General features: G+C 45.7%; 26 protein-coding genes. 2 read left to right on the top strand and 24 right to left on the bottom strand.

Features of this window, described 5'->3' with window-relative positions:
- Positions 1-11: 11 nt before the first annotated feature.
- The 22 genes from FFM80_RS01920 to FFM80_RS02025 all read right to left on the bottom strand — a co-directional run bounded on the left by FFM80_RS01920 (position 12) and on the right by FFM80_RS02025 (position 21,536).
- Complete coding sequence (locus tag FFM80_RS01920; RefSeq protein ID WP_137639279.1) at positions 12-1,217, bottom strand: FtsW/RodA/SpoVE family cell cycle protein; 1,206 nt, start codon at positions 1,215-1,217, stop codon at positions 12-14.
- A gap of 90 nt (positions 1,218-1,307) precedes the next feature.
- Positions 1,308-1,535 (bottom strand): DUF2969 domain-containing protein, encoded by a 228-nt coding sequence (locus FFM80_RS01925; protein ID WP_137634644.1) that lies wholly within the window; start codon positions 1,533-1,535, stop codon positions 1,308-1,310.
- Between the two features lie 2 nt (positions 1,536-1,537).
- On the bottom strand, positions 1,538-1,792 hold the full coding sequence (gene yidD / locus FFM80_RS01930) for a membrane protein insertion efficiency factor YidD (RefSeq protein ID WP_137639328.1): 255 nt from the start codon (positions 1,790-1,792) through the stop codon (positions 1,538-1,540).
- Positions 1,793-1,798: 6 nt separating this feature from the next.
- Positions 1,799-2,794, bottom strand: coding sequence for a rod shape-determining protein (gene mreB, locus FFM80_RS01935; protein WP_137639280.1), 996 nt, complete (start codon positions 2,792-2,794; stop codon positions 1,799-1,801).
- A 646-nt stretch (positions 2,795-3,440) separates the two neighbouring features.
- The gene (locus FFM80_RS01940) at positions 3,441-3,995 is read right to left on the bottom strand and encodes a GNAT family N-acetyltransferase (protein WP_137639281.1); all 555 of its coding nucleotides are present in this window, start codon (positions 3,993-3,995) and stop codon (positions 3,441-3,443) included.
- Positions 3,996-4,108: 113 nt separating this feature from the next.
- Positions 4,109-5,425, bottom strand: a complete 1,317-nt coding sequence (gene murA, locus FFM80_RS01945) for a UDP-N-acetylglucosamine 1-carboxyvinyltransferase (protein WP_137639282.1) — start codon at positions 5,423-5,425, stop codon at positions 4,109-4,111.
- A gap of 27 nt (positions 5,426-5,452) precedes the next feature.
- Complete coding sequence (locus FFM80_RS01950) at positions 5,453-5,686, bottom strand: DUF1146 family protein (RefSeq protein WP_137634649.1); 234 nt, start codon at positions 5,684-5,686, stop codon at positions 5,453-5,455.
- A gap of 1,186 nt (positions 5,687-6,872) precedes the next feature.
- A complete protein-coding gene (locus tag FFM80_RS01955) occupies positions 6,873-7,301 on the bottom strand; it encodes a F0F1 ATP synthase subunit epsilon (RefSeq protein WP_137634650.1) in 429 nt (142 codons plus the stop codon).
- A gap of 11 nt (positions 7,302-7,312) precedes the next feature.
- Positions 7,313-8,716, bottom strand: coding sequence for a F0F1 ATP synthase subunit beta (gene atpD, locus FFM80_RS01960; RefSeq protein ID WP_137634651.1), 1,404 nt, complete (start codon positions 8,714-8,716; stop codon positions 7,313-7,315).
- A gap of 24 nt (positions 8,717-8,740) precedes the next feature.
- Positions 8,741-9,685 carry a F0F1 ATP synthase subunit gamma gene (locus FFM80_RS01965; protein WP_137639283.1) on the bottom strand — a complete coding sequence of 315 codons (945 nt, stop codon included), beginning with the start codon at positions 9,683-9,685 and terminating at the stop codon, positions 8,741-8,743.
- A 30-nt stretch (positions 9,686-9,715) separates the two neighbouring features.
- On the bottom strand, positions 9,716-11,236 hold the full coding sequence (gene atpA / locus FFM80_RS01970) for a F0F1 ATP synthase subunit alpha (protein WP_137639284.1): 1,521 nt from the start codon (positions 11,234-11,236) through the stop codon (positions 9,716-9,718).
- A 30-nt stretch (positions 11,237-11,266) separates the two neighbouring features.
- Positions 11,267-11,812, bottom strand: coding sequence for an ATP synthase F1 subunit delta (gene atpH, locus FFM80_RS01975; RefSeq protein WP_137639285.1), 546 nt, complete (start codon positions 11,810-11,812; stop codon positions 11,267-11,269).
- A complete protein-coding gene (atpF, locus tag FFM80_RS01980) occupies positions 11,799-12,317 on the bottom strand; it encodes a F0F1 ATP synthase subunit B (RefSeq protein WP_137634655.1) in 519 nt (172 codons plus the stop codon). Before atpF ends, atpH begins: the two co-directional genes overlap by 14 nt.
- Positions 12,318-12,369: 52 nt before the next feature.
- Positions 12,370-12,582 carry a F0F1 ATP synthase subunit C gene (gene atpE / locus FFM80_RS01985; RefSeq protein WP_130845638.1) on the bottom strand — a complete coding sequence of 71 codons (213 nt, stop codon included), beginning with the start codon at positions 12,580-12,582 and terminating at the stop codon, positions 12,370-12,372.
- A 41-nt stretch (positions 12,583-12,623) separates the two neighbouring features.
- Positions 12,624-13,337 carry a F0F1 ATP synthase subunit A gene (gene atpB, locus FFM80_RS01990; RefSeq protein WP_137639286.1) on the bottom strand — a complete coding sequence of 238 codons (714 nt, stop codon included), beginning with the start codon at positions 13,335-13,337 and terminating at the stop codon, positions 12,624-12,626.
- A 278-nt stretch (positions 13,338-13,615) separates the two neighbouring features.
- Positions 13,616-14,896, bottom strand: coding sequence for a uracil-xanthine permease family protein (locus FFM80_RS01995; RefSeq protein WP_137639287.1), 1,281 nt, complete (start codon positions 14,894-14,896; stop codon positions 13,616-13,618).
- A 1,064-nt stretch (positions 14,897-15,960) separates the two neighbouring features.
- Positions 15,961-16,590: a uracil phosphoribosyltransferase gene (gene upp / locus FFM80_RS02000; protein WP_137628778.1), complete on the bottom strand. Its 630-nt coding sequence runs from the start codon at positions 16,588-16,590 to the stop codon at positions 15,961-15,963.
- Positions 16,591-16,669: 79 nt separating this feature from the next.
- Complete coding sequence (gene glyA / locus FFM80_RS02005) at positions 16,670-17,908, bottom strand: serine hydroxymethyltransferase (protein WP_137639288.1); 1,239 nt, start codon at positions 17,906-17,908, stop codon at positions 16,670-16,672.
- A 57-nt stretch (positions 17,909-17,965) separates the two neighbouring features.
- Positions 17,966-18,985 carry an L-threonylcarbamoyladenylate synthase gene (locus FFM80_RS02010; protein ID WP_137639289.1) on the bottom strand — a complete coding sequence of 340 codons (1,020 nt, stop codon included), beginning with the start codon at positions 18,983-18,985 and terminating at the stop codon, positions 17,966-17,968.
- Positions 18,986-19,013: 28 nt separating this feature from the next.
- Positions 19,014-19,868, bottom strand: a complete 855-nt coding sequence (prmC, locus tag FFM80_RS02015) for a peptide chain release factor N(5)-glutamine methyltransferase (protein WP_137639290.1) — start codon at positions 19,866-19,868, stop codon at positions 19,014-19,016.
- Complete coding sequence (gene prfA / locus FFM80_RS02020; RefSeq protein ID WP_137639291.1) at positions 19,861-20,943, bottom strand: peptide chain release factor 1; 1,083 nt, start codon at positions 20,941-20,943, stop codon at positions 19,861-19,863. The genes prmC and prfA overlap by 8 nt, the downstream gene beginning before the upstream one ends.
- A gap of 14 nt (positions 20,944-20,957) precedes the next feature.
- Positions 20,958-21,536, bottom strand: coding sequence for a thymidine kinase (locus tag FFM80_RS02025; RefSeq protein ID WP_137636337.1), 579 nt, complete (start codon positions 21,534-21,536; stop codon positions 20,958-20,960).
- Positions 21,537-21,999: 463 nt separating this feature from the next.
- On the opposite strand from FFM80_RS02025, the gene FFM80_RS02030 reads away from it, so the two are divergent.
- Together FFM80_RS02030 and FFM80_RS02035 are read left to right on the top strand one after the other, a co-directional pair.
- Positions 22,000-23,346 carry a Mur ligase family protein gene (locus FFM80_RS02030; protein ID WP_137639292.1) on the top strand — a complete coding sequence of 449 codons (1,347 nt, stop codon included), beginning with the start codon at positions 22,000-22,002 and terminating at the stop codon, positions 23,344-23,346.
- Complete coding sequence (locus FFM80_RS02035; RefSeq protein ID WP_137639293.1) at positions 23,346-24,071, top strand: type 1 glutamine amidotransferase; 726 nt, start codon at positions 23,346-23,348, stop codon at positions 24,069-24,071. The genes FFM80_RS02030 and FFM80_RS02035 overlap by 1 nt, the downstream gene beginning before the upstream one ends.
- 194 nt (positions 24,072-24,265) lie before the next feature.
- Here FFM80_RS02035 and manA read toward each other — a convergent pair whose 3' ends face one another.
- Both manA and FFM80_RS02045 read right to left on the bottom strand, forming a co-directional pair.
- Positions 24,266-25,231, bottom strand: coding sequence for a mannose-6-phosphate isomerase, class I (gene manA / locus FFM80_RS02040; protein WP_137639294.1), 966 nt, complete (start codon positions 25,229-25,231; stop codon positions 24,266-24,268).
- Between the two features lie 76 nt (positions 25,232-25,307).
- Complete coding sequence (locus FFM80_RS02045; protein ID WP_137639295.1) at positions 25,308-26,339, bottom strand: serine hydrolase domain-containing protein; 1,032 nt, start codon at positions 26,337-26,339, stop codon at positions 25,308-25,310.
- Positions 26,340-26,516: the final 177 nt, after the last annotated feature.

Genomic DNA, 26,516 nt, shown 5'->3' on the forward strand with positions numbered 1-26,516 from the left:
TTTCCTTGATTTTATTCGAACCGATCGTTTCGGCTGAACATGTAAGACTTGTAATGGAACCGCATCGACATCATTAAGCCAATCCCAGCCATATTGGCAATCAGCGCGGAACCCCCTTGACTAATAAACGGCAATGGAATCCCAGTCATTGGCAATAGCCCAATACTCATCCCAATATTTTCAAACACATGGAATAAGATCATCATAATGACCCCGGTGGAAATATAAGCATAAAATTCATTCTTGGTATCAAAGGTCACCCGGATCATTTGATAGATCAACAAGAAATATAACAAAACCACGATGGTACAGCCGATAAAGCCAAAGTTTTCCCCAATGACTGAGAAAATCATATCGGATTCACGCACCGGTACGGTCACGTGCGACACGTTAAACCCGCGACCGGTAATCTGCCCAGAACCGATGGCCTTCATACTTTGCCAAACTTGATAAGCATTATTTGACGTATCGGTCGATGGATTTAACCAAGTATCGATCCGCGCAAATTGATACGCTTTAAAACCAATAGCTTCCAAGATATGCCGACCACTTGTAGAAATCACTAAATATAGCGCTGTGCCGGCAATCCCGAAGACAATGGCAAACGTTGGGGCTAATAATTTCCAAGAAATCCCCGAAACTAAGATGACCCCGCCTAAAATAGCAAAGAACACCAACATCGTCCCAAAGTCATTTTGTAATTTTAACAAGACCGCCACTGGCACCATGTAGGCAAATAGTTTACCGATTAATAACCAGTCACTCCCCGGCGTATGTACCGGATTTTCCGTGTTGTGCATCGTGACGACTCGGCCCAGCATTAAAATAAAGGCTGGCTTCATAATTTCCGAGGGCTGGAAAGTCAAACCACCGACTGCAAACCAACTTTTAGCCCCCGTACTTTCAAACATAGACTTACTATACAGGACCAATACCGCTGCTAACAGGAAGATGCCGAACCAATAGGCAATCGGGGCGACTCGCCACAACTGTTCGGAATCAAACTGCATGATAATGATTGCTAACGCCGTCCCAATAATGAACCACATAATCTGGGTAATGACTTGTTTCGTGACATTCACGGAACTCGAATCATGACTCGCCGCGACATAGATCGACGCGAGGCCAATCAACCCTAACATCATAATTGAAAAGATGATACCGTAGTCAATCCGTGATTCAGCTGCTTGACTACGTAATCTGGATTCTTCTGCCACAATCAATTGCTCCTTATTTGCTTAAGATATCCTTGATTATACAACAACCTGGCTTCGATTAACGACGCCAGGTTGAAGGTTTACCAAAAATTAGCCTTTGTGTAAATGATATGCAGAAATGACTTCCTGCAAACTTTCGTCAAACGACTTAGTATGCGCAAATGGTTTTGAATCACTTACCATTTCAGCTTCATATCGTTCGCCGACTTGGGTGACTTGACCGATAACTTTTTTACCGATTAAAACTTCAGTCACCGTTTGGCCGTTAACTTGCGTTTCATTTAAATCAACCGAAACACTTTTATCTTTTTTTGACACGACTACTTTTCCTCCTCGGAGACCGGATTACGCCGCAGTGAAAAATGGTCGGGCACTGGATCAAAGCCGCCTTTAACGAGCGGTTGGCACCGTAAGATGCGCGCCGTCCCCATCAGACTACCTTTGAATGCGCCAAACCGATCAATCGCTTCGAGCGTGTACGTGGAACAGGTTGGCCAATACCGACAATGAGCCGGTGTTGCCACCGAAATCTTCCGTTGATACCAACGAATTCCGCGCATTAAGATTTGTCGCATGGTCACTTATTTCTTACCTGCTTTTTGCATATGTTCAAGTAAAATCCCAGCACCTTGTGCTACGTTGTTTAACGGATGTTCCGCTACCACAACGGGGACCTTTAAGTTTTCGCTGATCAATTGATCCAAACCACTTAATAAGGCGCCACCACCAGTTAAGGTAATGCCACGATCAATAATATCAGCCGCAATCTCAGGTGGTAAAGTTTCCATCACATGATGTGCGGTGCTGACAATTTGCATTAAGGTTTCATGAATGGCTTGTTCAACTTCATTGGAATCAATTTCGAGTGAACGTGGCATCCCGCTGACTGTATCACGACCACGAACTTGCATTTGCTTATCTGCATCGCCTTCTTGCTTGAAGACTTGCGCGATTTGAATCTTAACTTGTTCCGCACTGCGTTCACCAATCAACAGATGATGTTGATCTTTGACATAGTTGACGATATCTTGGTTCATGCGATCGCCGGCCATCCGCAATGAGCTGCTGGCAACAATATCGCCCAATGATAAGACGGCAATATCACTCGTCCCACCACCAATATCGATAACCATGTTCCCACGTGGTTGGAAAATATCCATCCCAGCACCAATCGCGGCAACTTTAGGTTCAACTTCCAAATAAACCTTGTTGCCACCAGACTTTTCAGCCGCCTGTAAAATCGCCTTGCGTTCGATTTCAGTGGTGTTCGTTGGGGTACAAATCATAATACTTGGCCGTGACATAATCCCACGGACGTTTAATTTTTTAATGAAATAAGACAACATTTCCTCGGTTACATCAAAATCCGAGATAACCCCGTCTTTCAATGGCCGGATTGCCCGAATGTTGCTAGGGGTTTTCCCAACCATTTGGTAAGCTTCTGACCCCACCGCTAAAACTTGATTCGTATTTGTGTCAATCGCGACAACGGATGGTTCGTTTAACACGATGCCCTTGCCGGACACATAAATCAAAACATTGGCAGTACCTAGGTCGATACCAATATCTAAAGCCATGTTTTTCTCCTCTCAAACATACAGTTATACGTTTAGTTAATCTGAATTCGTCACGTCGTTTGAACTGACAATTCCTCCTAAATACCAGCCAATAACTAGCTGAGGTTAATCATCATTATCACTGCACTAAACGTACCGATATACAACATTTAATTATAGCATATTCAATAATCGATTAGAACATGCGTCATTGCCGCTTCGGTTGAGCTGGATTGACGCTGGAACGTGGTGGCCGCGTTTGTAAGCCAAAGTGCGGTCTCACAAACCGAGCTTTCACTAAGCCGGAGAAATCACCGGCCAAGTGAAACGACACCACTGAGCATCATCCAGCCCAACCTGCGCTAACTAGCAGCCACGGTAGTTACTGTCTAACCAAAACGAGCCTGTTAATAACTATTTAACCGATACTCGGTACTGGTTAAAAATAAGCAGCTCAATATTTACAAACCGGTAATTAACGCCGGGCGGACCAGAATTGGCTCAGTGGTGTCATTTATCTTAGTCGTGCTTTTGCGACTTAGATAAAGCCCGGCTTTCGAGACCGCCCTGTGGCTCGAAAACGCGGCCACCACGTTCCAGCCGATTCTGGGCCAACCAGAGTGGTAATCCTCATCTAACTAACACCAAACATGATCAACCTAACGCACTAGTCGTCTTGACGCTGAGACCATTCATCAACTGTCAACGAATAGATGGCTTCATCAACATAATGATCGTTAATGAGTTCATTTTCTGGTAAGGTCGCATCCAAATGATATTGCCGGCGTTCCGCTACTGAACGGCTACGCGTATTCGCGACATCGGCCCCTAATTGTAATTTGTGCAGCTCTAGCTCAGTAAAGGCGATTTCTTCCAACCGTTCTAATGACTTGGTCATTACACCATGGCCTTCAAACGTTGCGCCTAACCAATAGCCAATTTCACCACGATGATTGGCTGCACTAATGTTATGAATATCAAGCATCCCCGCGACTTCACCATCAACGATAATCGTCGTCAAGAAGACTTCACCACGGGCTTGCTTCGTCAACATGCCTTCAATGAAGTGACTCTCGTCTGCGACAGTTGCGGTCGCGTCGACCCATGGCATCCAGGGCTTTAAATGTGTCCGATTTTGATCAACCAAATTAAAAAGCGGTTCGGCATCCCCAATTTCGGTTGGTTTCAATGAAATGTGTTTGTCAATAATATTAATGAACATAACGGTTCCTCCTGAATATCAGCTTTTTTCCGAAAAAAAACCTTCAAAAACGAGTTTATCGTATTTCGAAGGTTTTTGTTAGTCTAATTCACTAGTTTGGCCAATAATTTTCGTTATTCGGCTGCTTCATCTGCAAAATCGGGATTCAACGCATAGACAGATTCATCTGGTACGGAGATCCGTTTAATTTCAGCGCCTAATTTTGCCAGCTTGCCATGGAAATCAAAGTAGCCCCGATCCAAATACTTCAGATTGGTGACTTCCGTGTATCCGCGGCTCACTAAACCGGCAATCACTAACGCCGCCGCGGCCCGCAGATCAGTCGCTGCCACTTGGGCGCCGCTGAAATCAGTTGGCCCATACATAATCACGGACCGACCTTCAATCTTAAAATCAGCATTCATCCGTCGTAATTCCTCCAGATGCATGAACCGATTCTCAAAGACGGTTTCCGTCAACAAACTCGTCCCTTGCGCACAAAGCTGCAAGATGGTCATTTGTGGCTGCATATCAGTTGGAAATCCCGGATGTGGCATCGTCTTAACAGAAGTTGGCTTTAAATTGGTTGGTCCGATAATCCGAATCCCAGCTTCTTCTTCACGCACACTAACACCCATTTCACGCATCTTAGAGATTAATGGCTTGTTGTGTTCCGCAATAGCATCTTCGATTAAAACATTTCCTTGGGTAACCGCCGCAGCGACCATAAATGTCCCTGCTTCGATCCGATCTTGCACGATACTATGTTCACAACCATGTAAGGCCGGCACCCCTTCAATGCGAATGGTTTCCGTCCCTGCTCCCATGACTTTAGCACCCATCTGATTTAAGATGTTTGCCAAATCCACGATTTCTGGTTCACGCGCGACATTTTCCATAATAGTCGTACCTTCTGCTAAGGTCGCTGCCATCATGATATTTTGAGTGGCCCCCACACTTGGAAAGTCTAAATAAATTGACGCACCATGTAACCGTTCCGCTGAAGCTTCAACGTAACCATCATGGCGTTCAATCTCTGCCCCTAAGGCACTTAAACCCTTCAAGTGTAAGTCAATTGGCCGTGACCCAATCGCACAACCACCCGGCATCGCCACTTTAGCATGACCTAAACGGGCCAACAGTGGTCCCATGACCACAATTGAGGCCCGCATCTTCGATACATATTGGAACGGTGCTTCTGAAGATAAAGGATGGCTAGCGTCGATATCAATCGTTTTGTTAATCTCATCAAAATCGACTTCCGCATTCAAAAAGCGCAAGACGTTGTTCATTGTGAATACATCTGATAGAACTGGCACGTTGGTTAAATGTGTGGCTCCATCGCTGGCTAACAGTCCGGCTGCCAAAATCGGTAAGACCGCATTTTTAGCACCCTCAATATGAACCGTTCCTGTCAAACGTTGACCGCCATGAACTACAATTTCCTCCATGGATAAACCCTCCATCACAAACGATTATTAACGTACAAGATAAGTAAGATTTCGGACTGCATCGAAAAAGCTCCAGAAGAACTGACTAGCCGTGTAGCCAATAACAACCGCCAACAATACGATTAATGCTCGTGCTTGTTGCGGTGCTCTGGCATCCATTTTACGGTCAAGCCGCAATGGTTGTAATGCCCAGAAAGCAATCCAAATAAATAAAAATTGACTAACGAGGTTTAATAGCGCTTGAACTCCTAGACCGCGCATTAGCTCAACTCCTTGTTGGTTTCCTAATCATCATACCATAATTAGAATGCCGAGAAATATTACATTTTACAATTTCGTTACATTTTAAGCATTTCGTGGTTCGCTAATGGTTAGTTAAGTGAGAACTTAGTGATAGCTAGGCATTCAGTTGATTCACTGGATTAATTAGTTGACCGGTCTAATGATTGAAAATCAGCTTGATAATAACTTGTAAGTTTCATTTGTAAAAGTTTTGGCTTAGGATTTAGTTCAAGTCATTAAACCTTAGTCTTGCTGAAGTTGATCGTCTCCGCTGACTAGGACGATCGCGGTGGGGCAGACCTGCAGCCACACCCCGGTCTGCAGGGCGCTTCAAAGCCGAAAACCACGTCTTTAAAGTCGGCCCAGACACTAAGACGGGAAAACCACCCGCCCAACTGTCTCGTCACGGCGTTCATCCTAGTCGCTGCGACTGTGAATCGTGTGCTGATTTGAAATCAAGCGCAGTGCTATTTACAGGTAGATTACAACTGCTTACCTGATAGACAACCGCTTAACTAGTGTCACTCGCTTTGATATCTATTCTTGAATCAACAGTTACTATCCCCATCAGCTTACCAAAGTATTGAAACACCATGAACCATTGCGAAACCAACCTCACAACTAAGTTAACCAATGAAAATAATCGCTTATTCTTCTTAGATACCTGTTCATTAACGGCGGGCGGTCCAGAATTGGCTCAGTGGGGTCGTTTATCTTAGTCGTGGTTTTTGCGACTTAGATAAAGCCCGGCTTTCGAGACCATCCTGTGGCTCGAAAACATGGCCACCACGTTCCAGCCAATTATGGGCCAACCAGAGCGGCAGCGTAATCTACGCCCCCACACAAAATTAGTGTGTAGTCGGGGCCAGCCAGGGATGACCGCCGTGTCGAGTCAGTTAGCTGGGGTGGTTTTCCACAGCTTACTGACTGGGCCGACTTTACAGACGTGGGCTAGCGGCTGTAAAGCGCCCTGAAGACCGCTCCTAAGGCTTCAGGTCTGCCACCGCGGTCATCCCTGGCTGGCGGAGACGGAACTAAGGCTATCAAGCACAAAAAAAGCACCAACAACCATTTGAGTGGTTGCAGGTGCTTTTGCTGTTTTGCTTAGTTATTTGAACGTAGGTTGCGCTTTTGAAACGTGACTGATTCTGTCGAATCATCCACGCTAGTGATGCGCCACGTTCAACCGGTTCATCGCCCGCCGCAATGCGACACGTGCCCGGGCCAACTCAGCATCATCATGCTTTTGTTGGGCCGCTTGAATCCGGCTTTCCGCACGTTTCCGTGCGTTTTCCGCCCGCGCAACATCGATATCATTTTGACGTTCAGCACTGTCCGCCACGATAGTCGCGACGTTGTCACTGAATTCTACGAAACCACCGTTAACGGCAATTTCATCGTCTTCTTGATCAGTTTCGATTTGCTTGATACGGACCTCGTCAATTGCCAATGATGCAATCACGGGGATGTGATTAGGCAAAATCCCGAGTTCACCGTTAATCGTCCGGACGATCAACATCGGTGTCTTGTTTTCATAGACCTGACCGTCGGGAGTTACGATGCTAACGGTTAATGCAGTTGCGTTTTCCGCCATGCTAACCCCTCCTAATCAGTGACCATCGATTTCGCTTTTTCAACGGCATCTTCGATCTTACCAACTTGACGGAAAGCGTCTTCTGGTAGGTCATCGTATTTACCATCAAGGATATCTTTGAAGCCCTTGACCGTATCTTTGATTGGCACGTATGAACCAGGTTGACCCGTAAAGTTTTCGGCAACGAAGAAGTTTTGTGACAAGAAGAATTGAATCCGCCGTGCACGAGCGACAGTGGTCTTTTCTTCGTCAGATAATTCATCCATTCCTAAGATTGAGATGATATCTTGCAATTCACGGTACCGTTGTAAGACCCGTTGGACTTCAGTCGCAACTTCATAATGTTCTTCCCCAACAATTGAAGGGTCCAAAGCAATCGAAGATGAGGCCAATGGATCAACGGCTGGATAGATCCCTTGTTCCGTCAAAGAACGTTCCAGGTTGGTCGTCGCGTCCAAATGGGCGAAAGTCGTGGCAGGTGCCGGGTCGGTATAATCATCGGCAGGCACGTAAACGGCTTGAATCGACGTTACAGACCCCTTCTTAGTCGACGTAATCCGTTCTTGTAATTGACCCATTTCAGTAGCCAACGTTGGTTGATACCCAACGGCTGAAGGAATCCGGCCAAGTAAGGCTGAAACTTCAGAACCGGCTTGGGTAAACCGGAAGATGTTATCAATGAATAACAAGACGTCTTGGCCGGCAACATCACGGAAGTATTCCGCAATCGTTAACCCAGTCAAAGCAACCCGCATCCGGGCACCAGGTGGTTCGTTCATTTGACCATAAACCATGGCCGTATTCTTCAAAACACCAGATGCTTTCATTTCAAAGTAAAGGTCATTACCTTCACGAGTCCGTTCACCAACACCGGTGAAGACGGAAATCCCGTTATGTTCTTGGGCAATGTTATGGATCAATTCCTGGATTAAGACGGTCTTGCCGACACCGGCACCACCGAACAACCCAATCTTACCACCACGAACATAAGGTGCTAAGAGGTCAATAACCTTGATCCCAGTTTCCAATACTTCTGTACTGGTGGTTAATTCATCGTAAGCAGGCGCATCCCGGTGAATCGGGTTACGTTCTGCATCTGGACCGAATTCTGGACCACCATCAATGGTTTCTCCTAAAACGTTAAAAACCCGACCTAACGTTTCTTTACCAACTGGCACGGTAATTGAAGACCCAGTGTCTTCAACAGCCATCCCACGGCGTAAACCGTCCGTCCCATCCATCGCGACAGTCCGAACGACCCCATCACCTAATTCCAGCGAAACTTCAACCGTTAAGGTCTCGTCGCCGTCTTTATGGATGATTAAGGCGTTATTAATATCAGGTAACTTGTCGTTTAGAGAGAATTCAACGTCGACAACGGGTCCAATAACTTGTACAACTTTACCTGTACTCATTAGTCGTTAATTCCTCCCAATTCGTTATTCTTGCGCTACCAAGCCACCGGTGATTTCCGTAATTTCAGTGGTAATCGCAGCTTGACGCGCACGGTTATATTTAAGATTCAACTTATCAATTAAATCGCCAGCATTATCTGATGCCGCCTTCATCGCCGTTGACGATGACGCGTGCTCAGCAGTTTTGGCATCCAAAATGGCACCATAAACTAAGCTTTCAGCGTATTGTGGCAATACGGCCGACAAAATCGCGTCTTCTGACGGTTCCATTTCGTACTCAGGACCGACATCGACCCGGCTATCTTTGGCTTTACGATTATCCTGTTCACTTTGTTCAAACGTCTCTTCAGAGATCGGCAACATTTTAATTGCTCGGAAGCCTGAAGACAACCGGTTGATAAAGTGATTATAGAATACGTAAAGTTCATCGAAGACTTCGTTATGATACATCGAAGTCACCGTTTTAACGATTTCACGAACTTCTTTAAAAGTTGGGACGTCAGAAACGCCGCGGTATTCATATGCCACGTTTAACCCATTCTTTTTATAAAAGTCTGCGCCAGTACCACCGACCGCTAAGACGACTGCGTTATCAGCATTTAGCTCATGTTTTTGCATAAAGTCGTTCGTCTGTTTCAAGACGTTACTGTTATAGCTTCCCACTAAGCCACGATCAGACGTGATCACTAGTAACCCAGTCCGTTTAACGGGGCGTTTCGCCAATAATTCACTCACCGAAATGGTGTTGGAATTACTGTTAGGAACGCCGGCACTTGCTGACATCAGATGAGCTTTGGCAAGATGTGAAACGATACTTTCAACTTTAGAAGCGTACACCTGATACGTACTCGTATGCTTTTGGATCTGGTTCAACTTAGACGTTGAGACCATTTGCATTGCGGACGTAATCTGATGGGTCTTCTTGGTTGAGTCAATCCGGCGCTTGACATCCATTAATGATTCTGCCATGCACTACTCACCATCCTTTTCAGCCATCATTTACTTAGCAGCTGCAGCACTTGGCTGGAACTGTTGGGCAAATTCATCTAATGCACCATTGATTTGGTCAGCATCTGGTAATTTCTTCGTTGCGACAATTGCATCGAATAAGTCTTGATGATTTGAATGCATGTAGTCAAACATTTCCGTTTGATAACGGGCAATGTCATTAATCGCCACTTTGTCCAAGTAACCATTGGCTAAGGCATACAAAATCATAACTTGTTCTTCAACCTTTAATGGTGAATGAACAGGTTGTTTCAAAACTTCCACGATTCGTTGGCCACGGTTTAACTTCGCTTGCGTTGCCGCATCCAAGTCAGAACCGAATTGTGAGAATGATTCCAATTCACGGAAAGAAGCCAAATCCAAACGAAGCGTCCCAGCAACGGACTTCATCGCTTTGATTTGCGCATCCCCACCGACCCGAGAAACTGAAGCCCCGGCATCGATCGCTGGTCGAACCCCAGAATAGAAGGAATCACTATCCAAGAAGATTTGCCCATCGGTGATGGAAATCACGTTGGTTGGAATATAAGCGGCAATGTCCCCGGCTTGCGTTTCGATGATTGGTAAGGCCGTCATTGAACCGCCACCCAACTCATCGTTTAACTTCGCGGCCCGTTCGAGCAACCGTGAATGCAAGTAGAAAACATCCCCAGGATAAGCTTCACGACCTGGTGGACGCCGTAAGATCAATGATAATTCACGATAAGCGGTGGCTTGTTTTGATAAATCATCATAGACAATCAAGACATGCTTGCCGTTGAACATGAATTCTTCACCCATCGCAGCGCCGGCATATGGTGCCAAGTACAGCAATGGTGCTGGTTCAGAAGGCCCGGCAGTAACGACGATGGTGTAATCCATCGCCCCGAACTTCTTAAGCGTTTCAACTTGGGCCCGCACCGTTGAGTCTTTTTGACCAATAGCGACGTAGATACAGATCATATCTTGGTCTTTTTGGTTCAAAATGGCATCAATAGCGACCGAAGTCTTCCCAGTCTTACGGTCACCGATAATCAATTCACGTTGGCCACGACCAATTGGTACTAAGGCATCAATGGCCTTAATCCCAGTTTGGAGGGGTTCGCTAACGGATTGTCGTTGCATAATCCCAGGTGCTTTGTGTTCAATTGGCCGCGTATGGTCGGTCTTAATTTCACCTAAACCATCGATTGGTTGGCCTAATGGGTTAACAACCCGGCCAATCATGTTGTCCCCAACTGGAACTTCCATGATACGGCCCGTTCGTTTAACAGTATCGCCTTCGCGAATCCCGTCAAAATCACCTAAAACAACGATACCAACATCGTTGCTTTCAAGGTTTTGTACCATCCCGTAGACCCCATTACTGAATTCGAGTAATTCGCCTTGTAAGGCGTTATCGAGTCCGTGGGCCCGGGCGATCCCATCACCAACATAGGTGACAGTCCCGGTTTCAGCAACTGAGAGCTCAGTTTGATAACTTTCTAATTGTTGTTTGATTAGAGCACTGATTTCTTCAGATTTAATGCTCATAAAAGTTTCACCTCTTCGTAAAAGACTTTTCTAATTGTTGATGAGTGCTCGTTTTAAATTCATTAATTGTAGTGCGACACTACCGTCAAACGTTTGATTGTTTGACTTCACAATCACACCGCCAATGATTTCAGGGTCGACTCGTTGTGATAATTTCACTTGGTCGGCACCGACACGCTTGGCAAACGCCGCTGCGATGGCATTGGCTTGCTCATCTGACAACTTAACCGCTGACGTCACTTCAGCATGCACGATCTTATGACTCTCATCATAACGTTCTTCAAACGCGTCGATAATTGCTACTAAGTTCGCCATGCGGCCGTAATCATACAACATTTGAATAAAGTTTTTAATGTATTCTGAAGCATGGTCAGTCAAAGTTGACAGGGTCGCCTGCTTTTGATCAACCGGCAGCAATGATCCTGAAAGGACCTCTGCCAATTGCGGGTTATCAATAAAGACTTGCCGCAATTGTTTTAATTCAGCCAGGAAGTCGTCGGTCTGATCTTTTTCTGCTGCCAGCTCAAAGAGTGCCTTTGAGTACCGGTTAGCAATGGTAAGATTATCTAGACTCATGCTTTCCCAACCCTTCAATATACGAATTAATTAATGCTTGTTGGCCTTCAGGGTCTAATTGCTTCTTGATAATCTTTGAAGCAATCTGAACAGAAATGTCAGCAACGTCAGATTGGACGTTCTTTAAGGCATCCTGACGCTCCTGTTCAATATCCTTACGCGCGCTTTGCTTATACTGCGTGGCTTCGTTTTGAGCGTCAGCCACAATAGTTGCGCGTTGTTTTTCACCGCTCTGCTTAGCTTCAGCGACAATGCCGCTAGCTTCAGTACGGGAATGTGACAACGCATCACGCCGTTGGTCAGCTAAATCGCTGGCTTCTTTACGTGACTTTTCAGCCGTATCAATATCATTAGCGATCTTGTTGGCCCGTTCACCCATCATTTTCGTGATTGGATTCCATGCGACCCAAGCAATCAACGCCATCAAAATGATAAAACTAATCGCAATAAATAACATATCGCCGAGATATAGACCGGATGCACCGATAATTAAATGCGAGAGCATCTAATGACACCTCCTTCTTCCATTTTTATCAAAATGAATTGTCGATTAATGATTACTTGTTCATAACCATCAAAGCAACAACGAAGGAAATGATAGGCATGGCTTCAACTAAACCAACACCAATGAACATGTTAGTCCGTAATTGACCGGATAATTCTGGTTGACGGGCCATCCCTTCAAGCATCTTAGAAATAATCAAACCGTTACCAACACCGGCACCAATCGCGGCACCAAACATCGCAATACCTGCTGCTAGAGCTCCCATAATTTGTGTATCCTCCTTAAATTTAAAAAACAAAAATTGCTTTATTCCTCAGGCGATAATTGTCGAGAAATATAAACTGAAGCCAAGGTGACAAACACGAATGCTTGCACACTCCCGATAAAGACTGAAAATCCTTGCCAAGCTAACTCAACTGGCAACGAGTACAGATAACTGACCCAATTGTCGCTACTGGTTAACCCACTAATCAAAGTTAGTAACATTTCACCAGCGAAGATATTCCCAAACAACCGCAAACCCAAAGTTAAGAAGTTTGTAAATTGTTCGAAAAGATTAAGTGGCAAGAACAATTTAAACGGTGCCAAGTACCCTTTAAAATAGGCTTTAGCACCATTTTTAGCAATGCCGGCATAGTGTGCTAGCGCAATCGTCATTAACGACAACGTCAAGGTCACGACCGGATCAGCGGTCGGACTTTTAACATACGTATACTCCCCAACTTGGATATGAATGAACAACCCAATTTGGTTAGCAACGAAAATAAAGAGAAACAACGAGAATGCAAACAGACCGAAGTGGGATGCATCGTTCCCTTTAATTGAACCTTTGACAATGCCATTCGTGAACTCGACGAGCCACTCCAGCACATTTTGCCCACCCTTTGGCTTCATTGTAATATGGCGCGATAACAAGAAAACAAACAACAAGACGATCAAACAAGTAATTAAAATTGAAAGGTCGTTTGCCACATTAAATGTCAGGCCAAGGAACTTGACGGTAGGAACTGGATCACTCACTGAATATCACCTCTTTCCTTAAATTTCGGTGTTACGATAACCTTAACGTGTCCTATACATAACGTCAATTGTATCGAAACATGAAATAGTAAATTAGAGTTACCCCTAATCAAAATACAATGGTAATAATACCACCACCGCAATAAAAATTCAAAATAATTTCATCTTTTCTTGATTGGGTGAAAATCCCACGGCCGTAAGCTTTCATTTAGCTTTCAAGTCGCGGGATTTTCATCAAGTCGTCCTCATTTTCACCTTTTACCACTCAGTGTTGGCGCTTACTTCTCATTAACCGCCGCTTTTGGTAACACTAGGTTCATAATAATTCCTAACACTGTAGCAACCGCTAAACCACTAAATTGGAAGCTGCCTAACTGTAAATACGCGTTCCCAATCCCGATGACTAATACGGCTGAGGCGATCATTAAATTCCGCTTTTGATTAAAATCAACTTTATTATCAATCAGGATTCGCATCCCACTGGAAGCAATCACCCCAAACAAGAGGAAGCTGACTCCACCAATGACGGGTGACGGAATACTCTGAATTAACGCGGATAATTTACCAACGAAACTAAAGACAATCGCGAAGAACGCCGCGCCACCTAAAACATAAATACTGTGTACCCGGGTAATCGCTAAAACCCCAATGTTTTCACCATAAGACGTCACTGGCGGGCCCCCAACGAAACCAGCAATGATTGAGGCGGTCCCGTCACCAGCTAAGGTATGACTCAAGCCCGGATCTTTGAAGAAGTTTCGTTTGGTTAGCTTATTCAAGACCATGATATGACCCATATGTTCAGACATCGTGACAAAGGCAATCGGGGCCATACTGAAGATAGCGCCCCAATAAATCCCGGGATGATAGCTAATGAATGGTAACTCGAAGTCTGGCAAGACAAACCACTTGGCCGCCATAACGGGCGCAAAGTTCACGATTCCGAAGAGGACCGCAATCACATAGCCACAGACAAGCCCCAATAAGATCGGCACTAAGCTCATAAAGCCACGCAAATACATATTAAAGATAACGGTTAAAATCATCGTCAGCATCGCGACCGCAAAGAATCGTAGATCATAGTTATTACCATTCATCGTTGCATCTTTTGCGGCTGTCCCGGCTAAGGACAAACCAATGACCATGACGATTGGCCCAACCACGATTGGGGGTAAAGCCTTATCGATCCAGTCAGACCCAATCAGTGTGACCAACAAGCTCACGCAGAGATAAACCACCCCAACGGCCACGGTCCCTTGGGCAATCGCCGGGTAGCCGGCCGTCTTCATCAATGATTGCATCACCACGATAAATGAAAAGCTCGAGCCCATATAAGCGGGAATCTTGTGCCGGGTAATCAAGATATAAATCAAGGTCCCGACCCCAGAACTGAATAACGCAATCCCAGGATTTAACCCCACCAGGATTGGCACGAGGACAGTGGAGCCAAACATTGAGAATAAATGCTGAATCGAAAGCCCTAACCAACTACCGAACTTCGGTCGATCATGAATGTCTAAGACGACATCATCATTATGAAACGCCGTTTGCTTTGCCATAGTGCACCCCTATCAAAAAAATTTATAAAAGAAAAGACAGACCCCCACTCAAAAGCGGCTGGTCTGTCTGAATTGGATTCACCTATGGCAGGTAAAATTCCGGTCATCCTTTTCAGCCTCTCTGAGCTAAATTAAAGGAACTGTTTGGTTGTTGAATTTAGAATACTCGTGTTAGTTGAGTTTGTCAACAGAGTGTGAGGTAAAGCGGGTTGGGGTCGAGCATTGCTTAGATAAGCCAATTACTCGGTGTTCTTCCGAGTGGTTGACTTATCGTAGCAAGCGGAGTCCCCAGCTTTGCCGAGCACGTTTCGGCAAGAGTGTGAGGTTCGACGGGTTGCTCCTGAGCATTGCCTAGTCAGTCAATTATGCCGGTGCTTTTCCGGTATGGTTGACTGGCGTAGCAAGCGCAGGGAGCAGTCGGGCCGAGCACGTTTCAACAGAGTGTGAACGAGGGCGGGAGTTGATGAGCATTGCCTAGCTATCACAATTACTCGGTGCCCTTCCGAGTGGTTGTGATGGCGTAGCAAGCGGAGTCAACTGCCCGAGTGAACACGTTTCAGCTCGCTAAATAAAAGGGCACTATCACCATTACTTTGCTAAGTCGTAGCAATCTTTGATAATCCTCATTTCTAATCGAGCCAGCATCACCCCCAACAACAACCCAACTTTAATAACCACAAACCAGTTTTCAGCTTAGTTCGTCTCAATAACCATTATTAATTATCACGACATAAGTAATCCACCCAAGAATAATACCAACACTAACTGATCACTCGCCTTACTCCGGTCACCGACATTTTTAACCTTTTTCTACCATAATATGCGGTGCAACCGGGTGGCTCTGCATTGGCCGCTAGTTAACCCAAAATGCAAGTGAGCCTCAATAACGCTTTTTAGGTTACGTTTCTATCACCATCTAAAACCGTCACCCTATTTAAAATAACTGTTCACAAGATTAGGTTTAAATGCGTAAATCCATTAAATAGCCCTCGACCTTAAGTCGCAAAAAAAAACGCCAATTAGCAACTTACTTGCTAACCAGCGTTTAAATTTAGCGTTACGTTTTACTTCGTCCCGAATAATCGGTCGCCAGCATCGCCCAAACCAGGCACGATGTAGCCATCTTCATTCAAATGGTCGTCCAATGCGGCCGTGTAAATGTCGATGTCTGGGTGAGCTTCTTGAAGAGCTTTAACCCCTTCAGGTGCAGCTACTAAGCACATGAACTTAATGTTGCTTGCGCCCCGCTTCTTCAACATGTCCATTGCCATAATTGCTGAACCACCAGTAGCTAACATTGGATCAACAACAAATAATTGCCGTTGTGAAATGTCACTTGGTAATTTGACAAAATATTCAACAGGCTTCAGCGTCTTTTCGTCACGGTACATCCCCACATGCCCAACTTTAGCAGCTGGAATCATGTTTAAGACACCATCGACCATGCCAAGTCCGGCCCGTAAGATTGGCACAATGGCCACTTTCTTACCGGCTAGCGTCTTTTGCGTGGTCTTAGTAATTGGGGTTTCAATTTCAATATCTTTTAATGGCATATCGCGTGATACTTCGTATGCCATCAAAGTTGATATTTCATTGACCATTTCCCGAAAGACTTTTGTGCCACATTCTTTTTCCCGAATGATGGTTAACTTATGCTGAATGAGCGGATGATTCAAAACCTCAAACTTACCCATGTTACTTTGCACGCTCCTTAGTGATTTCTTTCTATTGTAGCTAACTTGGAGCGAAAAAACCAGACCTGTCGCGAATTAGTTAGTCAACATCGATCGGATGCTTGGCAGTTAAGGCCATCGCCTTAGCCTTGACATCATCGAGATTGCCCGCGTTTTCAGGGTCTTGTAAGGCTTGCAAAATTAATTTGGCAACTTCGGTCGCATCGGCTTCATTAAACCCACGCGTAGTAATTGCCGGCGTTCCTAATCGAATCCCAGAGGTCTTAAAGGCACCTAACGTTTCATTAGGAATCGCTTCTTTGTTGACGGTGATATAAACCGTATCTAATAAATCTTGGACTTGACGCCCATTTAAACCAGATTTAGTCACATCTAACGTCATCAAATGGTTATCGGTCCCACCAGAAATGACCCGTACTAAGTCGGATTCATTAAAGACAGCGGCCATAGCCTGTGCGTTCTTGATAATTTGTTGCGCATAAACTTTAAATTCCGGTTGTAAGTCTTCGCCTAACGCGATAGCCTTACCCGCAATGACGTGGTCTAAAGGTCCGCCTTGGTTACCAGGGAAAACAGCGGAATTGATCTTCTTGCCATATTCAGCCTTAGCCAAAATCAAACCGCCACGGGGGCCCCGCAATGTTTTATGCGTGGTTGTCGTAACCACATCCGCATATGGAACAGGACTTGGATGCAATCCAGCGGCAACTAACCCAGCGATGTGAGCCATATCTACCATTAACATGGCGCCCACGGCATCGGCAATCTCACGGAATTTAGCAAAGTCAATAATGCGACTGTAGGCTGAAGCCCCAGCAACGATTAACTTCGGCTTGAAAGCTTGGGCTTGCGCCAAAATCGCGTCATAATCCAATTCTTCAGTTTCGGGATTTAAACCATATCCTTGAAAATCATACAGTTTACCTGAAAAGTTGACACTTGAGCCGTGAGTTAAATGGCCCCCGGCATCTAGAGACATTCCTAAAACCCGATCGCCGGGCTGGATCAAAGCCATATACGCAGCGGCATTGGCTTGTGAACCGGAATGGGGTTGAACGTTGGCATATTCGGCACCAAATAATTCTTTGGCCCGTTCAATAGCTAAGGTTTCAACTTGGTCGATAAATTCATTACCACCGTAAAACCGATGGCCTGGATAACCTTCAGAATATTTATTGGTGAGGACACTGCCTTGAGCCGCCCGGACGCCTTTTGAGACGATGTTTTCAGACGCAATTAACTCAATGTTGTGTTGTTGACGAGCCTGTTCCTTACTAATTGCAGCCCAAACTGCTGGATCTTGTTCTTGGTAATTCATGAATATTCTCCTCCATTTCGCAAGTGACAACTTTCGGGTTTTCCCGACTTGGCATTATTATACCCTAAAATGTGTCTGACCGGCAGATTTATTTAATCGATTCATGTAAGCCGCACCAAGTCCGTAATTATCAAAGGCTTGAGCTAGAATATCCTTGATTGAAGTTTCCGTATCGAAGTGCCGTAGTCCGGCAAATAATTCTCGACTTGCCGATTGAACGTCATTTCCTAACGAAAATCGTTCGCAATTTGCTGGTAGTTCGTTAGCTTTCAAAACAGCGTCGGTTGCCATCACGCCCATCGGTACCTGTTGCTGGGCGGCCCATTTCAAAGCTGCTGGCCAATCCGTCACCTGATCGACGATATAAACTTGCGCATCTGGCGCATAGTGTTTGTACTTCATGCCAGGGGCCTTGGGAACTTCTGTGGCACCAACATGATGCTGCTCAGTTAAGACCGGTTCGTCAATGACGGCTTCAATTGCTTCCGCCGTTACTGCCCCCGGCCGCAAGATCGCCGGTTGGTCACCAGATAAGTCTAAAACAGTGGATTCAACCCCAACCTTGGTGGCCCCATCATCTAGAATCCCCGCAATCTTGCCGTCTAAATCATGTAAGACATGTTGCGCGGTCGTTGGACTCGGCTTGCCAGACGTATTCGCTGACGGCCCGACAATCGGCGTTTTAGCCGCTTTAATCAGCGCAATCGTCGCAGCATTCGCGGGATTACGAAAGGCCGCAGTCGTTAAGCCCCCGGTAACTTCAGGCGCCAAGGCATCGGGCTTCAAATTAAAAATCATGGTTAATGGCCCTGGCCAGAAAGCTTTAATCAACCGTTTGGCATTAATCGACAATGGCTTGGCAAATCGTTCCACCGTTGCGACATCGGCAACGTGGACAATCAACGGATTATCACTCGGACGACCCTTGGCTTGATAGACTTGCTTAACAGCCGCGACGTTTGTGGCATCGGCCCCTAAGCCGTAGACCGTTTCGGTCGGAAAAGCTACTAATTGACCGGCCGCAATCAGAGCAGCGGCCTGATCAACAGCACTTGGTTTAAAAACTTTAGTTTCCATATTAATCTCAATCCTTCTTTTTTAACAATTATGGTAAGGCCACGCGTAACATCCGATCGTGCCCCGCCATATCCTGACGCAAGGTCACTTCAGCAGTTGGTAACGCTTGTTCAAATAGCCGTTTAACTGTTGGACCTTGCTGATACCCAAATTCCAAATACAACCGGCCCTGTGGCGCTAAATGGGCTGCCACGGTTTGAGCTAACTGCTCATAGATAGCTAAGCCTTGGTGGTCGGCAAACAACGCTTGTTTCGGCTCATAATCTAAAACGTTAGCATCCATGACGGCCGTTTCACTCGTGGCAATATAAGGTGGATTGCTGACAATCACATCATACGACGTCGCCGGTAATCCGGCGAACAAATCGCTTTGGTAAAATGTCACGGGCAACTGTAACTCCTGGGCGTTCTGTTTAGCCACCTGTAGCGCGGCCGCTGAGATATCACTGGCAGTCAGTTGCCACGCTGGTCGGGCCGTTTGCAAGGCTAAGGCAATGGCTCCAGAACCGGTCCCGATATCTAAGACGGTTAAGGCTGGCTCGGCATAATCAGTTAAGATCCAATCAACTAGTTCTTCAGTTTCGACCCGTGGAATCAAGACGGCCGGATCAACGTGCAAGTCAAGGCCATAAAACGGGGCTCGTCCTAAAACATACTGAGCCGGCTCACCAGCGACTACCCGTTGAATCGCCGCTTGGTACCTTTCCCAAATAGCGCGCGGTAACGGCTCACGATAATGAACCAATAACTGCGTTTGATCTAATTTCGTCAACCCTAATAACAAAAAACGGGCAGCATCAGCGGGTTGGTTAGCTGTTGTTAGACAAAAAGAAGCCCATCGCTGGGCTTCAAAGTAAGTTGGCTGCTCCGGCAACTTAGTCATTGGCTAAGCGCTCGATTTTCTTAGTTTGATCGGCTAAAATCAACGCGTCGATGATTTCATCTAATTCACCGTTCATAACCCGGTCTAACTTATTCAAAGTTAAGCCGATTCGATGATCAGTCACCCGGTTTTGTGGGAAGTTATACGTCCGAATCCGTTCGGAACGATCCCCAGTCCCAACCGCGGACTTCCGTTCAGCATCGTATTGGTTTTGTTCCCGTGATTGATAATAGTCATAGACCCGTGCGCGTAAGATTTCCATCGCCTTGGCCCGGTTTTGTTGTTGTGACCGTTGATCTTGCATTGAGACCACGATTCCAGTTGGCAAGTGGGTCATTCGAACCGCGGAAGAAGTCTTGTTAATATGCTGACCACCGGCACCAGATGACCGGAAGACATCGACCCGGATATCCTTTTGATCAAGCTTGATATCAACATCCTTGGCTTCAGGCATAATGCCGACTGTCGCTGTTGACGTATGCACCCGGCCAGCAGATTCCGTCACTGGCACCCGTTGAACTCGGTGAGCGCCACTTTCATACTTCAGCTTCGAGTAAACTTTTTTCCCGGAAATAATTAAGACGATTTCTTTAAAGCCCCCGACTTCGGTTTCGTTACGGTCAGCGACTTCAATATTCCAGCCTTGACGTTCCGCATACTTGGAGTACATGTTGAATAAGTCAGCGGCAAATAAACTGGCTTCGTCCCCACCAGCCGCGCCATGGATTTCCATGATGATATTTTTATCATCATTAGGATCTTGTGGCAACATTAATAAGGTGATTTCATGTTCCAATTGGTCTTTTTGGGCGTTTAAGTTCTTCAAATCGTCCTTGACCATTGCATTCATCTCATCGTCGAGCTTTTCACGCAATAATTCGTCATTTTCCTTAATTTGGTCAGTGACATCTTTATATTGCTTGTACTTTTCAACGGTTTCGCGAATGCTGGCTTCTTCTTTCGACAGCTTTAAGAACCGTTGCGTATCCGCAATAACTTCGGGATCGCTCAACAGTTCGCCGAGTTCTTCATACCGGTCGGCAACCGCTTGTAATTTATCAAAAAACTTATCCATACGTGTTTAATTCCTCACTTTGTTAATTTCGGCGGACAGAAGTAATGACGACGACAAACTGGGAAGTATGCTTGATTCCCCCCAATTTGAACTTGGTCGCCTTCGTAAACCGGCTGACCATCGTTATACCGCAAGTTCATAATCGCCTTTTTCCGGCAGAACCAGCAGATCGTCTTCATCTCTTCAATCTTATCCGCATACAACAACAGGTATTTACTACCTTCAAATAATTCATTCTTAAAATCATTCTTTAACCCAAACGTCATGACGGGGATCTGCAAGTCATCCACGATGTGCGCCAATTCTAAGATATGATGTTTCTTTAAAAATTGGGCTTCATCAATTAAGATGCACGCCGCATCAGTATTGATTTTTTTAACGGTCTCTAAAATGTTCGTGTCATCATAAATCGTAACGGCATCCCGTTTTAGACCAATCCGACTGCTGACGACACCCACACCATCGCGGCTATCCAAACTACTGGTCATAATAATGATTGATTTATGTTGTTCCTCATAATTATGGGCGACTTTTAAAATCTCAATCGACTTACCACTATTCATTGCGCCATATCGAAAAAATAACTGTGCCAAGCTCCTCGGTCCCCTTTTTTACACATTTCTAATTAATTATAGCCGATTTAAGCCCAAATTTCAGCATTCAGTTATGAAAACTGATTAATGATTTCATAAAACCGAGTTAAACCCAACAGTATCGCTTTTCTTTTAACCACGTTCAGTATAAAATACTTGGGAGTACTTGAACGCGTTTAGACTGCTTTTGGTGATCGTTAACTTGCCGCCTACCGGTTGGATCCTAAAACTATTGGAACCAATACGGTTTCTAAATTCCAGTTAATTAACGCCGGGCGGCCCAGAATTGGCTCAGTGGTGTCGTTTATTTTGGTCAGTGATTTTTCCGACCTAGATAAAGCCCGGCTTATGAGACCGCACTTTGGCTCATAAACGTGGCCACCACGTTCCAGCCGATTCTGGGCCAACCAGAGTGGCAATCAATCACCAGACGCAGTTAATTAAAAAGTAAGGGGCAGTATCGATGTCAATCAATAGTCTTTTGGCAACTTGGACTGGTAAGTCAGCTTATTGGTTCTTGCATACCTTCCGCGGCGGCGGTAGTTCGCTACCCGGAAAATTAGCATTGAAGCTTGATCCAGCAATTTTAAAACATTTGGCACGCAATTATGACGTCATCGTCATTACTGGAACCAACGGGAAGACGTTAACAACGGCGCTAACTGTTAAAGTTTTGCAGGCCCAATACCCAGACATTCTCACCAATCCTAGCGGGTCAAACATGAAGCAAGGGATCGTCACGACGTTCTTAACAGCACCACGGGCTCATCAAAAGCCATTGGCCGTGTTAGAAGTCGATGAAGCCAATGTCATTATGGTCACGAAATACATCACCCCCAAAGCCTTCGTCTTCACGAATATCTTCCGGGATCAGATGGACCGTTATGGCGAAATCTATACCACTTATCAAAAGATTTTAGATGGGGTTGCCTTAGCACCCACCGCGACGATTATTGCAAATGGTGATTTGCCATTATTTAATTCGAAGCAATTACCAAATCCAATCTTATATTATGGCTTTGATTACCAAGCTGACGGTGACGAACACGCCCCCGCCAATACGGACGGCTTGCTATGTCCCCGTTGTCAGCACATCTTACATTACCGTAACCGCACGTACAGTAACATGGGTAAGTATTTCTGTCCTAATTGTGGCTTTGAACGGCCTCAATTGACCTATAAACTCAATGCCTTAACTAACATGACACCAACGTCTTCGGACTTTGAAATCAATGGTCAAGCGATGCATCTAAACATCGGTGGCCAATATAACATTTATAATGCGCTGGCTGCTTATGCGGTGGGCCGCTTTATGGATGTCCGCCCGGCTCAGATTGCGCAAGCGTTGAGCGATAACGATGAACAAGTCTTTGGGCGCCAAGAAATCTTCCATGTGGGCGACAAAGATGTCACCTTAATTCTGGTGAAGAACCCTGTTGGCCTCAATCAAGTCTTACAAATGATTGGCACCGACACCCGGCCCTTCTCGTTTGCAGCGTTACTGAATGCGAACTATGCCGATGGAATTGATACCAGTTGGATCTGGGACGGCGATTTTGAAGCGTTACCGAAGTTGCATGTTCCCGCCTATATTAGTGGCGGGGAACGCTACCGTGACATCACGTTCCGTTTGAAAGTCGCGGGTGTTCCTACTGACGACTTAACGATCGTGCCGGATCTAACCAACATGACCGCTGAGATTCAAAAATTACCAACGCAGCAAGTTTACGTGGTCGCAACTTACACCGCAATGTTGCAGTTGCGTAAACAATTGGCTAGTCAAGGCATTATTGATGGAGGGATGGCTTAATGGCAACTTACACGTTAAACGCCGCCCATCTATACGGCGACTTAATGAACACTTACGGTGATATCGGCAACATCTTAGCGATGGGTTATTATGCCAAGGCGGTCGATGCCGAAATCAACACCGAACTGGTTAGTTTGGATGATCTGTTTGACCCGGACAACTATGATTTTGTCTTATTCGGTGGCGGTCAAGATTATGAGCAAACGATTGTCTCAAAAGATTTACAGACCAAAAAAGCCGCTTTAACCAGCTACATCGAAAATGACGGCCCGTTTTTAGCCATTTGTGGTGGCTTTCAAATGCTTGGGCACTACTATATCGGTGCCCAAGGTGAAAAAATTCCTGGCATCGGCGCTTTAGATCACTACACCCTTAGTCAGGATCATAACCGATTCATTGGGAACATCACGATTAAGAATGCCGAAACCGGTCAGACTTACTACGGCTTTGAAAACCATAATGGGACAACGTTCCTCGGCAAGAGCGAACGCCCACTGGGGACTGTTGAACAAGGTAACGGCAATAACGGTCAAGATAAATCCGAAGGCGTCATCTACAAGAATACCTTTGGTTCATACTTCCATGGTCCCATCTTGGCGCGGAATGAAGCCCTCGCCAAGCGCATCTTAAAGTTAGCCTTACAACGTAAATATCCTGACGCTGACTTCAGCGCGCTCAATCAATTAACTGAAGATTTAACGAAGAATGTCACGATTAAACCTTAACTAAAAAATCACGTTCGGCCAGATATACGGCTGAACGTGATTTTTTAGTTAACCCCTCAAAGTTATAAATAAATATTATAGACTTAAAAGAAGTAATTATTGTTAAACTGATAGCCACAGCTTTTAGGCAAAAAAGATTGATACCAGCAATTAGCCGATATCAATCTCAATTATAGTTTCAGGTGTTTAACTAATTACGCTTTTTCGCCGGGTTCGGAAGCAATGATTTGTAAATCACCCTTTAACGTCCATTGTTTAACATCGAATGGCAAGATAAAGTGAACCCCTTTCTTCAAGGGATAATCCTTACCGTCAACCGTAATACTCCCGGCCCCATCTAAGACTGAGACCAATGTATAAGGGGCCTTGCCGCGATTGAAAGTGGCTTGACCATCCGTTAACCGCCATTGCCAGACGCCAAAGAATGGCGATTGCACGTATTTCGTAACCGTGGCATCGCCAACCTGGGTCTTCGTAATGTCTAACTTAGGATCTTCATGAGGGACGATCGTCGTATCGATCGATTGTTGTAAGTGCAATTCACGCTTCTTACCAGTCGTCTTATCAACGCGATCCCAATCATACAACCGATAAGTCGTATCAGAACTTTGTTGGGTTTCTAAGACCATGATCCCTTTACCAACCGCATGAATAGTCCCAGATGGCACGTACAAGAAGTCACCAGGTTTAACTGGGACCCGCCGGAACAACTTATCCCATTCGCCGTTGTGAATCCATTCGGCTAATTGTTCCCGAGTCTTAGCATAATGCCCATAAACCATGGTGGCCCCGGGTTCCGCCGCAATCACATACCAGCATTCCGTCTTACCAAGTTCGTGTTCATGTTCAGCGGCGTAAGCATCGTCCGGATGCACTTGGACTGATAAGTCTTCGCTAGCATCCAAAATTTTCGTCAATAATGGGAAGACATCGCCTTTGGCATTACCAAAGACATCGCGGTGTTGTTCCCAGACCTTATCCAAGGTCATCCCAGCATAAGGCCCATTTTCAACCGTTGCTGGGCCATGAGGATGAGCTGAAATTGCCCAGCATTCACCAGTATGATCACTAGGAATTTCGTAACCAAAATCACTCTTTAGTCGGGTTCCACCCCAGATTTTTTCGTGAAAAACGGGTTTTAAGAAATAAGGTTCACTCATTGCACGCACACTCCATTTATTCGATTTGATAATTAAAGTTTAGCATAAATGAAAGCGGTTGTGAAACCAGTCTGACTTAAAATGTAACCGTATCCGCAACCCAGGCCGCAATCAAGCGCCGCCGAGCCGGTAAAAACGCGTTATTCGGCGCCGTCGGATGCACCCGATTCGCTAAGAAAACCAAGGCTGATTGGGTTTCACGATCCAACATATAAAGGGTTCCCGTATAGCCCGTATGGAAAATAATTGGCTGGCGAGTCGCACTTGCATGCCACAAATTCCACCCAAAGCTACGCCGCAACTGCTGATTCGGGGTCCAATCTTGGTACAAACTAGCGATCGTCGCAGCGTCTAGTACTGCTGGGACTGACGTTTGACCAAGCATAAACTGCGCAAACACCACTAAATCTTCCACACTGGCAAATAAGCCAGCCGACCCACAATGTTTACCTAAAACTCGCGCTTTGGGATCATGCACCACACCCTGAAGCAACCCGGCCGTTGGCGAATAAACGGTGGGTACACATTGGGCTTTTTCTGGCGTAAACGTCGCATCCGGCAATCCCAGTGGTTTAATAACCCGGTCGGTAATCGCCGTTTGAATCGGCTCACCGACCAACTTTTCAATCACTAATCCAGTTAAAATCAGGCCTAGATCCGTATACACCACCCGATGATTCAAGTTGGCTTGACTGACCGGCAACTTTTGAATCGCCGCCAACAAGTCTGCCGCTGGTAAGGCATTCCGATTCGGAATATACCCACTGAGACCACTCGTATGAGTCATGAAGTTTAAAATGGTTGCTTGGCGGCTCTCAAAAGCCGGTAAATAATCATGGATTGGCCGGTTAATGGCCAACTCACCACGTGCCATTAGTTGCGCCGCTAGCGTGGTCGTGCCAATCACCTTCGTCACCGAGGCAAGATCATACAACGCATGCGGCCATAGCGGTTGCACGGTCGGTACGATTTGGGCAACGCCCACTTGAGCAGTCTCAATTTGGTCGCCATGCATCACGGCATAGCTGGCGCCAGGAATAATTTTTTGGTCAACCATTTGTTGAATTTGTGCTTTCGTTCGTTCAAAACTCACTGTATCTTCACCCATTCTGTTTTACTTCTTTTACTATCTAGATTGAACTTGCCACTCTGGTTGGGCCAGAATTGGCTCAGTGGTGTCGTTTGACTTAGGCGGTGATTTTCCGACTTAGTCAAAGCCCGGCTTTTGAGACCGTCCTTTGGCTCAAAAACGTGGCCACCACGTTCCAGCATCAATCCAGACCAA

This window comes from Lactiplantibacillus dongliensis, from assembly GCF_005405105.1.
GTDB lineage: Bacteria > Bacillota > Bacilli > Lactobacillales > Lactobacillaceae > Lactiplantibacillus > Lactiplantibacillus dongliensis.